The sequence below is a fragment of the Anaerostipes hominis (ex Lee et al. 2021) genome, from assembly GCF_002270485.1.
Lineage (GTDB): Bacteria > Bacillota > Clostridia > Lachnospirales > Lachnospiraceae > Anaerostipes > Anaerostipes hominis.
On the sequence record NZ_NQOG01000011.1, the window covers coordinates 1 to 14,075 of the forward strand.

14 protein-coding genes and 1 pseudogene are annotated in these 14,075 nt (G+C 46.4%); 12 read left to right on the forward strand and 3 right to left on the reverse strand.

All coding sequences use genetic code 11. From position 1 onward, the window contains the following. Positions 1-138: 138 nt before the first annotated feature. The 9 genes and pseudogenes from CI597_RS10795 to CI597_RS10835 all read left to right on the forward strand — a co-directional run. Entirely contained in the window at positions 139-636 is a 498-nt protein-coding gene (locus CI597_RS10795) for a hypothetical protein (RefSeq protein ID WP_024728784.1), read from the forward strand. A gap of 1 nt (position 637) precedes the next feature. After that, positions 638-1,273, forward strand: coding sequence for an NAD(P)H-dependent oxidoreductase (locus CI597_RS10800; RefSeq protein WP_024728783.1), 636 nt, complete (start codon positions 638-640; stop codon positions 1,271-1,273). A 22-nt stretch (positions 1,274-1,295) separates the two neighbouring features. After that, positions 1,296-1,766 (forward strand): pyridoxamine 5'-phosphate oxidase family protein, encoded by a 471-nt coding sequence (locus CI597_RS10805; RefSeq protein WP_006567667.1) that lies wholly within the window; start codon positions 1,296-1,298, stop codon positions 1,764-1,766. Positions 1,767-1,877: 111 nt separating this feature from the next. Then, positions 1,878-2,246 carry a nucleotide pyrophosphohydrolase gene (locus CI597_RS10810; RefSeq protein WP_006567666.1) on the forward strand — a complete coding sequence of 123 codons (369 nt, stop codon included), beginning with the start codon at positions 1,878-1,880 and terminating at the stop codon, positions 2,244-2,246. A gap of 10 nt (positions 2,247-2,256) precedes the next feature. Then, positions 2,257-4,107 (forward strand): DNA helicase RecQ, encoded by a 1,851-nt coding sequence (recQ, locus tag CI597_RS10815; protein WP_024728782.1) that lies wholly within the window; start codon positions 2,257-2,259, stop codon positions 4,105-4,107. Between the two features lie 30 nt (positions 4,108-4,137). Then, positions 4,138-4,599, forward strand: a complete 462-nt coding sequence (gene def / locus CI597_RS10820) for a peptide deformylase (protein ID WP_024728781.1) — start codon at positions 4,138-4,140, stop codon at positions 4,597-4,599. Then, on the forward strand, positions 4,592-5,176 hold the full coding sequence (locus tag CI597_RS10825; protein ID WP_024728780.1) for a GDSL-type esterase/lipase family protein: 585 nt from the start codon (positions 4,592-4,594) through the stop codon (positions 5,174-5,176). The genes def and CI597_RS10825 overlap by 8 nt, the downstream gene beginning before the upstream one ends. Positions 5,177-5,218: 42 nt before the next feature. Continuing rightward, the gene (locus tag CI597_RS10830; protein WP_024728779.1) at positions 5,219-5,899 is read left to right on the forward strand and encodes a FadR/GntR family transcriptional regulator; all 681 of its coding nucleotides are present in this window, start codon (positions 5,219-5,221) and stop codon (positions 5,897-5,899) included. A 36-nt stretch (positions 5,900-5,935) separates the two neighbouring features. After that, a pseudogene (locus tag CI597_RS10835) lies at positions 5,936-6,589 on the forward strand (dihydroxy-acid dehydratase); the annotation flags it as partial. A gap of 182 nt (positions 6,590-6,771) precedes the next feature. On the opposite strand, the gene CI597_RS10840 reads toward CI597_RS10835, so the two are convergent. Then, on the reverse strand, positions 6,772-8,520 hold the full coding sequence (locus CI597_RS10840) for an ABC transporter ATP-binding protein (RefSeq protein WP_024728777.1): 1,749 nt from the start codon (positions 8,518-8,520) through the stop codon (positions 6,772-6,774). Positions 8,521-8,680: 160 nt separating this feature from the next. Between CI597_RS10840 and CI597_RS10845 the strand changes: the two genes are divergently transcribed. Then, positions 8,681-8,893: a helix-turn-helix transcriptional regulator gene (locus CI597_RS10845; RefSeq protein WP_024728776.1), complete on the forward strand. Its 213-nt coding sequence runs from the start codon at positions 8,681-8,683 to the stop codon at positions 8,891-8,893. Positions 8,894-8,911: 18 nt separating this feature from the next. Then, complete coding sequence (locus CI597_RS10850) at positions 8,912-9,286, forward strand: hypothetical protein (RefSeq protein ID WP_369882347.1); 375 nt, start codon at positions 8,912-8,914, stop codon at positions 9,284-9,286. A 237-nt stretch (positions 9,287-9,523) separates the two neighbouring features. Here the strand turns inward: CI597_RS10850 and CI597_RS10855 are convergent, their stop codons facing one another. Beyond that, positions 9,524-10,885, reverse strand: coding sequence for an MATE family efflux transporter (locus CI597_RS10855; protein WP_024728775.1), 1,362 nt, complete (start codon positions 10,883-10,885; stop codon positions 9,524-9,526). A gap of 341 nt (positions 10,886-11,226) precedes the next feature. Beyond that, positions 11,227-12,924, reverse strand: a complete 1,698-nt coding sequence (locus CI597_RS10860; RefSeq protein ID WP_024728774.1) for an ABC-ATPase domain-containing protein — start codon at positions 12,922-12,924, stop codon at positions 11,227-11,229. Positions 12,925-13,242: 318 nt separating this feature from the next. Here CI597_RS10860 and CI597_RS10865 point away from each other — a divergent pair, with 318 nt between their 5' ends. Further along, positions 13,243-14,073: a 4Fe-4S binding protein gene (locus tag CI597_RS10865; protein WP_024728773.1), complete on the forward strand. Its 831-nt coding sequence runs from the start codon at positions 13,243-13,245 to the stop codon at positions 14,071-14,073. The last annotated feature ends 2 nt before the right edge of the window (positions 14,074-14,075 follow it).

The window sequence follows — 14,075 nt, forward strand, 5'->3', positions numbered from 1 at the left end:
CGACTTACCTCACCGTGCTTTGTAGTATAGCTTCTTTAAAAACTATTTTATCAGCAATGTGGAAAAGTGAAAGACTTTCATTACTATTTGTGCCGCCGACTTGGCGGCGGAATGGAGATTATTATGAAAGGGGGAAACATGAAATTAATAATTCACGATCTGAACGAAGAAGAAGTCAAAAATTTATTTTCTGAACCGGATGAAGATGTGGTCCTGATAGGAAATAAAGGGGAAATCCGTAATTGTATCGGCTGTTTCGGATGCTGGATCAGGACTCCGGGCAAATGTATTATAAGAGACCGGTATGGTGACATGGGAGAGCTGCTTGCCCGGTGTGAGGAGGCTGAGATTATCAGCCGGTGCTGTTACGGAGGCTACAGTCCTTTTGTGAAAAATGTGCTGGACCGGAGTATCCCTTATCTGCATCCGTATTTTGAGATTAAGAATGGCGAAATGCACCACAGGCAGAGATACGAGAAAATATTAAAATTAAAAGTGGGATTTTACGGAGAGTGTATATCAGAAGATGAGAAGTGGACCGCAGAGGAGCTTGTTAAGGCCAACGCAGTCAATTTGTATGCACAGGTGGAAGGAATACGGTTTGTGAAAACACCGGATGAGTTAGGAGGAAGGTAACATGAAGATCGTATGTATCAACGGAAGTCCCAAGCCTTCTGGAAGCAGTTCCGGAGTGATTTTAAAGGAATTAAAAAACTTGCTGAAGGGGCTGGATATCAAAGAGATCTCCGTGCGAAAGCCGGAATTAACTGAAGAAATGAAAGCAGCAGTCATGGACAGTGAGTGTCTTGTGTTTGCGTTTCCTCTTTATGTGGACAGTATACCTTCTCATCTGACGGCTGTGCTGCGGCAAATGGAAAAATTATTTCAGGAAACTGAGGCTGACAGGATGGTCTATGCGATTGTAAACTGTGGATTTTACGAAGGATATCAAAATCATATTGCCCTAAACATTATGAAGTGCTGGTGTAAGAAAGCAGGTCTCTCATGGGGACAGGGCCTTGGCATCGGCGGTGGAGGAATGATCCCCATGCTTTCTGATATACCGGAAGGAAAAGGAATCAAGAAAGATTTCTCCGCTGCGCTGAAAGAGATGGCGTGCAGTATCAGCACCGGGCGGAAAGCCGAAGACCGGTTTGTTTCTCCGGGGATACCGAGAATCATGTATAAGCTGGCTGGCCAGATGGGATGGAGAAAACAGATCAAAGAAAATGGACTTTCAGTAAAGGAACTGTCCAGAAGGATTTTAAAATAAGTATTTTACGGGGGACTGGATCATGAGAAGAAAAGACAGGGAAATCACAGATCCTGCAAAGATCAGGGCAATTATTTCGGCGTGCAGCTGCTGCAGGCTGGGATTTGCGGATGGAGAAAGCGTCTATATCGTGCCTTTAAGTTTTGGATACTGTGAGGATGGCGAAAAGAGGACTTTTTATTTCCACAGTGCAGGTGAGGGCAGAAAAATTGAATTGATCTCCAAAAATCCCTGTGCAGGGTTTGAACTGGATACAAATTATAAGCTGAATGAGAGTACAAAAGCCTGCGGCTATTCCGCCCGGTTTCAGAGTGTTGTAGGAAGCGGAAATGTATCATTTGTGGAAGATACGAATGAAAAAAGAAAGGCACTTTTGGCTATTATGTATCAAAACACCGGGAAAGAAGAGTGGGAGTTTTCAGAGGAAATGTTTGACGCAGTGTGTACTTTTAAGCTGGAAGTAAGTGAGATGTCCTGTAAGGAGCATTCCTAAAACCAAAAATGTAAAATATTTCTAAAAAATTAAAGAAGGGTATACCACACCCGGGGAAATTGTTATATAATAGCAGTATTCATGAAAACCAGATGTTGATGGAGAAGGTATATGGACACTTTAGAATATTTAACAAAAGAGGTACAAAAGTTTTGTGAGGACAGAGACTGGGATCAGTTTCACGGGCCAAAGGATCTGGCCATCGGGTTGTCAACCGAGTCCAATGAGCTTCTGGATCTGTTCCGGTTCAAATCAGAGGAGCAGATGGGGGAGATGATGGATCGGGATACAGCACGGGAACGCATATCGGAAGAACTTGCGGATGTGTTTTTCTTCCTTCTCCGCTTTTCTCAGATGTATGAATTTGATTTGAAAGATTCTCTCCTTGCTAAAATTGAAAAAAACGGAGAGAAGTATCCCGTGGATAAAGTAAAAGGAAAGAATTTAAAGTATACGGAGTTAAAAACGACTACAGAATGAAAGGTTACATATGGAGGATGCACGCGGATTACTGAAACAATATTTCGGATTTGATGACTTCCGGGAAGGCCAGAAGCCTTTAATCGACGCGGTCTTAGAGGGGCGGGATGTTCTTGGGATCATGCCCACGGGCGCCGGGAAGTCTCTCTGCTTTCAGATCCCTGCCCTGATGATGCCCGGGATTACGCTGGTTGTTTCACCTTTGATCTCTCTGATGAAGGATCAGGTGGGAGCATTGAATCAGGCCGGGATACATGCAGCTTTTCTGAACAGTTCATTGAGCATGGGACAGTATAGAAAAGCCCTGGATCTGGCACGGGAAGGCAGGTATAAGATCATATACGTGGCTCCGGAGCGGCTGGAGACAGAGGGATTTTTACGGTTTGCTCTTTCGCCCGGCGTGGATATTTCTTTTTTGGCTGTGGATGAAGCACACTGTGTATCTCAGTGGGGACAGGATTTCCGTCCCAGCTATTTAAAGATTCTCTCCTTTTTGGAGAAGCTGCCGAGGCGTCCGGTTTTAGGGGCGTATACGGCTACGGCCACTGTGGAGGTAAAAGAGGATGTCCTGGATATCCTAAATCTGAGAGACCCGCTGGTCGTGACAACAGGATTTGACCGGGCAAATCTGTTCTTTGGAGTTAAGAAGCCCAGAGATAAATACCGGGAATTAGAATCCTATTTAAGAGAGAAAGAAGAAAAAATGCCGGGAAGCAGCGGCATTGTGTACTGCCTTTCCAGAAAAAGTGTGGAAGAAGTATGTTATCAGCTCAGAGAAGCAGGATTTTCGGTGACCAGATACCATGCGGGACTGTCGGATACAGAACGGCGTGAGAATCAGGATGACTTTATTTATGACCGGAGACAGATCATGGTGGCAACCAATGCGTTCGGCATGGGTATTGATAAACCGGATGTGCGTTTTGTCATTCATTATAATATGCCGAAGAATATGGAAAGCTATTATCAGGAAGCCGGAAGGGCAGGACGAGACGGGGAGCCTGCAGAATGTATCCTGTATTTTGGAGCCGCCGATCAGAGGACCAATCGTTTTTTGATTGAACATGGAGAGGATAATCAGGAACTGGATGAGGAGACCCGCAGGATCGTGATGGGAAAGGATCTGGAACGGCTGAAACAGATGACTTTTTACTGTGCGTCCAGCGGCTGTCTGCGGCATTATATCCTTGATTATTTCGGAGAAGACAGCGGCACGGAATGCCAGAACTGCAGCAATTGTTTAGAAGAGTTTGACCTTTCGGATGTGACAGAACAGGCAGCGGCGGTTGTCAGATGTATCGAAAGCTGTCATAGAAATTTCGGAATCAATCTGATTGTGGATGTCCTGAGAGGGGCAGACAATCAAAAGATTCGTCAGAGGGGCCTGGAGGATAACCCGGAATATAAGGCATTGGCCGGAATGACAGTTCCGAGTCTGAAACAGCTGATGAATGAGATGATGATGCAGGGATTTCTGAATCTGAGCAATGACGACTATCCGGTATTGGAACTGACAGACCGGTCCGAAGAACTTTTGAGCGGTGAAAAACTTGTCATAAAAGTTCCGAAGAGAGAAGAAAAACAGGCGCCGAAAGCCAGGAAAAAGAAGGCCGGAGCCGCTTCTGCTCTGGAAGAAAAAGATCTGGGTCTGTTCGAGGAACTCAGAAAGCTTCGTATGGAGATCGCAAAGGAGGAGAAGATACCGCCGTATATGGTATTTTCGGATAAGACGCTGGCAGGCATGAGTGAGGCAAGGCCGCAGACTCTGGATGAGATGCTTAATATAAGCGGAGTGGGACAGTTTAAGCTTGAAAAATACGGGGAGAAGTTTCTTGAGAGTATTAAAAAGTATGAAGAATAAGAAAGACAGAGAACTGAAGGAGGAGATGAAATGGCTGTCAGAAAGATCCGTACCGGAAATGATCCGATATTAAAGAAGAAGTGTAAGACGGTGCCTGAGGTGGATGACAAGGCAAGGCAGCAGCTTGAAGATCTCATGGATACTCTGCACAGTGCAGAGAACGGGGCGGCACTGGCTGCGAACCAGGCCGGTATTCTCAGGAGAATGATCGTCATTGACTATGAAGGGTATTATTTAAAACTGGTAAATCCTATAATCGTTGAGAGCAGCGGGTCACAGGAGTGTGTGGAAGGCTGTTTGAGTTTTCCAAACCGTTTCGGTAAAACTATTCGCCCGGCCAAAGTGACGGTAGAAGCGCTGGATGAACACGGACATGAAGTATCTTATACGGTGGAAGGTGAGATGGCAAAGTGTTTCTGCCATGAGATCGATCATTTGGATGGAGAAGTATTCATAGATAAAGTATATGAATACGTAGGAATCGATGAGTAAAGAAAAGGTCCTCGTATTGTTCGGTGACTCTCTCACCGACTACTTTCCTATGGAATTGTTTCAAGATGTGGAGGCGCAGGTTTATAACAGAGGTGAAGAGGGCAATACAGTGCCGGAGATGGCTGCCAGGGCAGAGATGGATGTGGTTTCGCTGAAACCGGATTTAGTTCTAATGCAGGGCGGGGCCAATGATTATCTGCTTCCTTTTTACCGGGGCGCAGAGGTGGTAGCCGGTCAGCTGTTGAGGACGGCAGAGCGGATTTTGGAGAAACTTCCGGGGACAAGGATTTGTATCGAATCACTGTACCCTATGTATACAAAAAAGACAGGAAATGCGCTTCCTTTCTGGTCAGAAGGGAAGTCAAACGAAGAGATACAGGCTGTTAATTCAGAAATTGAGAGACTTTGCGGGGAAAAAGAAATTCCATATGTGGATGTTTACCGGGAATTGATCGGGGAGGATGGAGAACTGCCGCTTTCTTATACGGTGGATGGTGTTCATCTCAGCAGAGAGGGATATGAACAGGTGTGGAAGGTATTGTCCCAAGTGTTGATAGCGGAAAAATTCCTGAGATAGAATTGTGGATAAAATGTGCCTGAGACGGAAAAGGAGAAAAATATGGGAGAAAAAAGGCTTTCAGACAGTGCGGCAGAGGAAATTCTTGCAATGATCACGGTTGAGAAACGGTTTTTGCCCGGTGATAAACTGCCCAATGAAAATGAACTCTCACAGGAGATGGAGATCAGCAGGACGACGCTGCGGGAAGCGGTCCGGGCCTTGGTCGCCAACGGTATTCTGGAGATTCAAAGGGGCCGGGGGACATTTGTGAAACAGGATATTGACACGGATGATGTGAAGCTGCTCACGCCTCTGAAAGATGTTAAGGTAAATGTAAGGGAACTCTATGAGATGAGGCTGATCTTTGAACCGGAGGCTGCCTACTATGCGGCGCTTAGGGCAAGTGATAAAGAACTTGACCGTATTCTCGCATTTGGACGCCGGGTGGAAGAGAAGGTCCGCAGGGAGGAAGACCGGACAAAAGATGAGCAGATGTTCCACAGGTCCATTGCAAAGGCAACCCACAATGAATTTATGAATCAGCTGATGCCTGTGATCTATCAGGGGATCGGAGAGGGAGTCACGCTGTCCAGACAGAAAGAGATGGCGGTACAGGATACCTTAAAGGATCATCAGCTGATCATGGAGTTTCTGGAAGCCAGAAATGCGGAGGGGGCCAGGAGCGCTATGAGAATTCATATCCTGCATGCTATGAAGGAATTAAATATAGAAAATTTGTAGTTTGAATTTATACAGGCAAAAGAAACGGCAGGTGATGATCTGCCTACATGTACTTTAAAGACAGTAGCTGAGAATATCAAAGGAAAAGAAATCAGGGATAAGACAGTTATCCGGCCGGCAGAGGAGCCTTACAGCAGGACCGGCGGAATTGCTGTGCTGAAGGGAAATCTGGCGCCGGAAGGATGTGTGGTGAAACGGTCTGCGGTGGCAGAAGAGATGCTCAGCCACAGAGGAAGGGCAAGAGTCTTTGACGGTGAGGAAGCAGCCCTCGAAGCAATCTATGCCGGCAGGATCGAATCCGGAGATGTGGTGGTCATCCGTTATGAGGGCCCAAAAGGGGGACCGGGCATGTGGGAGATGCTGAATCCTACATCTGCCATCATGGGCAGCGGTCTGGGAGACAGCGTGGCACTGATCACGGACGGCAGATTCTCAGGCGCCACAAGAGGAGCGGCCATCGGCCATGTTTCGCCGGAGGCGGCCGTAGGAGGACCCATCGCCCTGGTGGAAGACGGGGACCTTATTGAAATTAATATCCCCGATCATAAAATCCGGCTGCTGGTGGATGAAAATGAGATCAAAAACAGAAAAAGCAGGTGGATGCCAAGACAGCAGAAATTAAAAAACGGATACCTGAAAAGGTATGCCAGGAGTGTCACATCAGGCAGCACAGGTGCCATTTTAGAGTGATGATATGTGTAAAATAAAAAGATGACAGAGGATGAAGTGATTGAACAGTGCGCCGGGGCAGATATATTCATTGTACAGTATGAAAGCGCTGCCGGAGCTTAAATATGTCGTGAGATAGCAATTCATTGTCATGTGGATATATAAAATGGGACCGAACGTTTGATGCGTGCGGCCCCATTGTTTTAGATTTCAAAGGTTTCCAATCCCTCAAACTGCATTTTGTAATATTTTGCGTACATTCCGTCCTGTTTTAACAGCTCTCTGTGGGAACCGCGTTCCTGGATGGTATGGTCATCTATGACGAGGATCTCATCGGCATGTTTAATCGTAGAAAGCCGGTGGGCGATGGTGATCGTCGTCCTGTTTTTGGACAGCTCTTCCAGACTTTTTTGAATGTGGCGTTCACTTTCATTATCTAATGCACTTGTTGCCTCATCGAGAATCAGGATTGGAGGATTCTTTAAAAACACACGGGCAATAGAGATCCGCTGTTTCTGCCCGCCGGAAAGCCGGGTACCCCGCTCTCCCACAAAGGTGTCATAACCGTCGGGGAGTTCCGCAATAAAGCCGTGGATGTTAGCTTTTTTGGCTGCCTCGATGATCTCCTCCATAGAGGCCTCCGGTTTTCCGTATGCAATATTATCCCGGACGGTCCCTCCGAACAGGTAAACGTCCTGCTGGACGATGCCGATGGAATTTCTCAGGCTCTGAAGAGTCATTCTTCGTATATCCTGGCCTCCGATGGAAACGGTGCCGCCGCTTACGTTATAAAACCTTGGGAGAAGGGAACAGATCGTAGTTTTTCCTCCTCCGGACGGTCCCACCAGGGCCACGGACTTTCCCGACTCAATCTCAAATGAAACATGGTCCAGAACCACTTCGTTGTCTTCATAGCCAAAGCTGACATCCTTATAGGCGATATTGCCGTCCGGATCGGCGATAGGTTCTGCGCCCGGCAGATCGACGATCTCAGGCTCTGTCTCAATAATATCCAGAAAACACCGGAAACCGGACAGTCCTTTCTGCATCATTTCAGTGAGCTCTACGAGGATCTGGATCGGGCTGATAAAAATACCGATGTACAGGGCATACATTGCCAGATCTCCGGGAGTCATCTGACCGGCGGCGATGAAGCAGCCTCCCGCCACGAGAGTTACCAGATACATGATACCCTGAAAGAACGTATTGCCGCCCTGGAAGGTTCCCATGGCTTTGTAGTTATCCCGCTTGGACATGAGGAAGCCTTCATTCCCCTGATGAAACTTTTCCCGTTCAATATCTTCATTGGCAAAGGACTGTACGATCCTGATGCCGGCCAGAGAATCCTGAAGGGTTGCGTTGATGTTACCGATCTTTTTCCGGTTATCCAGGAAGGTGGCCTGCATCCGTTTATTCTGGCGGGCCGAAAAGAGGATCATCATCAGCACTACCGCAGACAGGATCAATGCCAGTTTCCACTGGATGATAAAAAGAAAAATAAACGATCCGATGATCTTTACCACGGAGATGAACAGGTTTTCCGGACCGTGGTGCGCAAATTCGGAAATATCAAATAAGTCGGACACTAAGCGGCTCATCATCTGTCCTGTGTTGTTCTGGTCATAATAGGAAAATGAGAGATTTTCATAGTGTTCAAACAGTTCCCTGCGCATATCCCTTTCCATCTGGGCACCCATGATATGCCCCTGGCAGCTTACATAATACTTGCATAATGCCTGGAGGATATAGAAGATCAGCAGAATTCCTCCGATAACAAAGATATTTTTAAGGATCACGGAAGATTCCTTTAAAAACAGTGTATTTGTAAGGGTTCGGAGTATCTGCGGGTATGCCAGATCTACGATGCTGATGAAGGCCGCGCAGAGCAGATCAAAAAAGAAAACAGCCTTGTAAGGACCGTAATATTTGATGAATTTTTTATAAGTATCCATAATATAAGACTCCATTCTCATAGTAAATATCAGTGATAGTAAAGATTCTAACACAGGACAGAAAGCATGTAAACAGAGGAATGTAAAATATGCTTGACATTAAATGTAAAGCGAACTATACTAATATTGTAAAGCAAACTATACAAAAAAGGGTGTGCATATGAAAACAAGAATTCAGGAATTGAGAAAGGATCAAAAGGTGACACAGATGGAGCTGGCCGAATCCGTAGGGGTGACCCGGCAGACCATTATCTCTCTGGAAAACGGCAGGTACAAAGCCTCGCTGGTGCTGGCCCACAAGATTGCGCAGTTTTTTGGAGTAACGATCGAGGATATTTTTATATTTGATCAGGAGGAGGAAAACTTATGTTAGGATTATTTTGTGCAGGCAATGCCAGGAATGATGAAGAATATGGGAGGGCAGTCAGGAGTAAATAAGATCAATGAACATATGATATCCACGTATGCAGGAGTGGGGTCAGGAATCATGACAGCAGCCGTGGTCCTTTGGATACGGTTTCAGCTCATATTGAAAAATCCGAAAAAGCTGAAAGAAATGCGGCTCAGCAATACCGACGAGAGAAATCAGGAGATTGGAAAGAAGGCATACAGATTTGCCTCCACCGGACTGATCATGGCACTTTATCTCATCTGTCTGATCGGAGGTCTGTGGTATCCGGTCTTGATCAGTGTCGTAGGAATACTTATGTGGATCTTCCTGCTCACTTATGTAATCTCTTATAAAGTGTTTGAAAGAAAAATGTAAAAAAAGAAATATCCGGGAACAGTTGATTTGCTGCCATCCCGGATGTTTTTTATTTCATTTCATAGGAAAGTTCTACGACCTTCCCTATGAAATAAAAACGCTCCGCGGGTTGTGCACAGATGCGTAAGGAAATTATTTGCCTGCGGCAAATTGCATCTGGCACGCAAAGTTGTCAAGCCCCTCAAAGAGTGAGTGAGGGGTTGGGGCGTTGAAGTGGGCTTGCCCACTTTGTTCTTTTCATCCCTGCTGTGCAGCCGATTCTTTTTGTTCCCATTTCTTGCTTTTAAAATAGCAAAAACCGGCGATGGCAGGCAGCAGGGATGACAGAGCCTGCCCCAGATAGATTCCGGGGAATCCCAGTTTAAGAGGAAATGCAAACAGCCAGCTCAGGGGCAGGCGTACGATGACGGCATCTAAAACTGCATTTACCATGGCAATATGGGAAGAACCTATACCGATTGCGAAGGAATCAAACGTATACATAACTGCATAGACCAGACTGTTTGCACCACAGCATATTCGGAGGTACAAAATCCCGCTTTTCAGGACCTCCGGACTCGAGGGGTCAAACAGCATAATGATGGGCTCAGCAAAGATCTGGACGATCAGAACAGAGAACAGCGTCACCATGACATTGAGACGGAGACCGGTCAGGGTTGTTTTTTTCACGCGCCGGATATCATTTGCACCTATATTTTGACCGGCCATGGCTGTGACTGCCTGCCCCACAGCCCAGCACGGCATGCCTGCAAAAGTATTGATTTTCAGCCCGACACCGGATGCCGCTGCGGCGGCTGTACCGAAATTGTTGAGCATACCTGTAATCAATAGATAAGAAATATTGACGATGATCATCTGGCCGGCCGCCGGCAGACCAATTTTCATAATGACTGCCAGCTTATCGGCTTTGACCGCAAAGTTTCTGATTTTAAAATCAAAGACAAAGTTCCTGCGTTTCAGATGAATGACTGCGGTTACAAGTGAAATACCCTGGGAAAAAACTGTCGCGTAAGCCGCTCCTCTCGTTCCGATTCCCAGATAAGAGACTAAAAGCAGATCCAGTATGATATTAACGGCAGCAGCCACCGCGACAAAGTAAAGCGGACTCTTTGAATCTCCGAGCCCCTTCATAACCGAGCAAACGGAATGATACCCAAATACAAAAACAGTTCCCCAGCAGATGATTTCCATGTATGCACAGGCATCCTGCATTGCATCGGCAGGAATTTTTAATAAAATAAAAAGCGGTCTGCAGAATAGAAGTCCAAGTATGGTTATAAAAAGCGAAGCGATAAAGGTAACTGAAAAAAGCGTTCCGGTTGTTTCCGCCTGGCCTTTTATGTCGCCGGCTCCTTTAAATTGGGCGATCAGTACAGTCCCGCCCATGGTGATTCCCAGGCAGAAAGAATTAATAATAAAACAGAGCATGGAGGCGTTGCTTACAGCGGCAAGCCCGGCTTTTCCGACGGTCCTTCCGACCACCAGCATATCTGCGATGCTGTAAAATGATTGCAGCAGATTAGCTGACAGGAGAGGGAGTGCGAACAGGACCAGATTTTTTGTAATGTTTCCTTTGGTCAGGTTTTGTTTTTCTTTCATTTTCATGTTCCTTTCAAAAAAGCAGAGGGCATCATTAAAAGGGTGTGCCCTCTGTTCATATAAATAAAAAATACAAAAGGCAGCAGACAAAACATTGTCCGCTGCCCAGGTATGATTTATTTCCAGCTGTGAAAAACATACAAACAAAACCTGATGTCTCCATCAGTGTTTGGCATACTTCTTCATAATCTTGGCTCCGTACAATGTTTTGAATCATCAAATTGTATGGAGCTTTCATCAATACATAATTTTCCGAATATCATTGTACTCACCCTTTCTTTTCGTTGATAAGATAACTATAAAGGTCTCAGCTTCCTATGTCAAGCACTTCATAAATATGTCTAAAGCTTTCTGCAGCGGTTGAACGCCGCATGGATCTCCTGCCGTCTCGGCATTGCCAGATTAGATCTCACATATCCGCTGTCCAGTATCGCCGCAAGCCCTTTGGCGTCGATGAGCGCTAAAAGTTCCTCTGCGATTTGGCGCAGGTCTTTTCTGCCGTCGATCAGATGCAGCTGGGCATAAAGCAGAGCATAGGCGAGAGCTGTTGTCTGCTCAGAGTCACAGATCTGTTCTGCATACCGCAGGTCCACAGTCTCTTTGTTGATCTGGAATGCGTCTTTTCCGAGGGTTTTTAATTTGTTCCGGCTGTTTTTCAGGGACGGACGGCTGGGGTTTACAACACGGTGAAAAGAAGGGCTGTCCGGCTTTTCTTTCGGAATTGTTACCGGCGGAAAGGCTTTGGACTCCTCTTTTGCAAAGTCTGTGATCTCCCTCGGCACATAGCGGTCCATCTGTAAAATGTGGTCGGCAACCTGGAAATAAGCCCCGGAGCTTCCTGCCACAATGACGGAAGAAATACCGTGGTCTTCATACAGTCCCCGGACCCGTTCAATAAACGGAGTAATAGGCTCATGATCCCTGTGGACCACTCTCTGCATCAGTTCGTCACGAATCATAAAGTTGGTGGCGCTGGTGTCTTCATCGATGAGGAAAAGAGAAGTTCCGGCCTCCATACTCTCGATCACATTGGCCGCCTGGGAGGTGCTGCCGCTGGCGTCTTCAGTGGAGAAAGAAACCGTATCTTTTCCGTTTGGAAGATTATTGATAAACAGGGAAATATCTGTGTTTTTTATGCTGCGCCCGTCCTCTGCGCGGAGTTTTACCGCCGTGTCATCGGTGATGACATATTCACGGCCGTCATTTCTTATATGGTTGTAAACACCTAATTCCAATGCTTTCAGCAGTGTTGATTTTCCATGATAGCCCCCGCCTACGATCAAGGTAATGCCTTTTGGTATTCCCATGCCGGAGAGGGGACCGTGATGAGGAAGATTTAATGTGACTTTCAGGGAGTCCGGCGAATGGAAAGCCACAGCCTGCCTCATCGGACGCGGAGATACCCCGCTCTCCCTTGGGAGGACAGAACCATCTGCTACAAAAGCACAGAGATTCAGCTTCGGAAGCTGGTCACGAATATATTTTTGATCTTCAGCAAGACTGATCACATCTTCGACGGCGCCTACGTTAAGCTTCTTATAATAGAAGGAAGACAATACACAGTCGGGAAGAAAGTCAAACAGGATTTTGATCAGTTCAAATGCGGCGATGGTCCGGCCCCTGGCAGGAAATCCGATCTCAAAATGGACAGAGATATCACCGGACTCGGGATGGATGGACAGGGCGGTCCGCTCTAAAATCTCCTGCCCGCATCTACTGACAGAAATCAGGCCGCTCTTGCCTGAACCCTTTGCCTTAAAATTATAGGATTCCAGTTTCTTTCCGAAAACGCGGGTCAGATAGTCCTGAAGTGCGGTCCGCTTATGGGGCTGGTCAAACAGTTCTAAAGGGAATCCGGCTTTTATGCCGGGGATGCTGAGGCTTACTTTGGAGGGAGAGGCAAAGGGATCTCCCTGTACATGGTCAATATGCAGGGTATAGCCGCCGAACCGGTAACTCCCCCTGGTGTCTTTATAGGCAGGATAGCCTTTATGGTCGATACGCTCTAACAGCGATCTTAAATCATCTGAAGTCTTCATATGTTCTATCACCTTTCAAAATATGAGTTTTTTACCACTATTTCCGTCACGCTTTGAAATGCGTTCCTCCAATAGCGTTAAAATACTTTCGTTGGATAAAGATACTTGTCTGATGGATACCTATCCAGTTGATATTACGTCCATTTTCTGCATGATTGGAGTGAGGCATTCTAAGAGCCGAACGGGAAATCATGTGGAAAATGTCATCATAAGTATCCCACGATTAATTCGGTCAGTCAATCTGGTCCGAGTATTTTTTTTCTTTCAATGGCAAACACTGCGGGCAGTTGATATAATAGATGAAAGGAGGATTAGCCGATGGAAATTGAAAGAGTCTGGGCAGTTTATTTCAGCGCTACAGATACAACGAAGAAAATTGTGACGGTTTTAGCCGGGGAGGCGGCCCGAACACTGCGTGCAGAGTACTGTGAATATGACTTTACGCTGCCTGCTTCAAGAAAGGATCTTCTTGTTTTTGGACCCCGGGATCTTGTGATCTTCGGGACGCCGGTATATGCGGGGAGAGTGCCAAATGTTCTGCTTGACTTTCTGAAAGAGTATATCAAGGGAAATCATGCCTGTGCGGTGCCGGTCACGGTTTACGGCAACAGAAACTATGACGATGCCCTGATCGAGCTTCGGGATCTTTTAGAGCAGAACAGGTTTCATACTGTGGCAGCAGCAGCTTTCGTGGGCGAACACTCTTTTTCGGATACCTTGGGCAGAGGGCGGCCGGATAACAGGGATGTGAGCCTTATAAGGGAGTTTGCATTCGGGCTCTGCGAACGTTTGAAGAGGACTGAAAAAGAAGATTACAGCCGTCCGGTATACGTAAAAGGGATCCGGAAGCCATACAGAGGCTATTACCGGCCCAGAGACAGAAAAGGAAAATTCATTGATATCAGAAAAGTAAAGCCCTTAACCTCCGGGGACTGTGACGGCTGCGGAATCTGTGCAAAAGTCTGCCCCATGGGTTCTATAAGGCGTGAAGATGTTGGGACAGTGGACGGGATCTGCATTAAATGCGGGGCCTGTATCAAGAAATGCCCGAGACATGCAAAATATTATGAGGATGAAGGGTATCTGTACCATAAGACAGAATTGGAAGAACAGTATACAAAGAGGGCTGAGCCTGAGATTTTTTTCTGAAT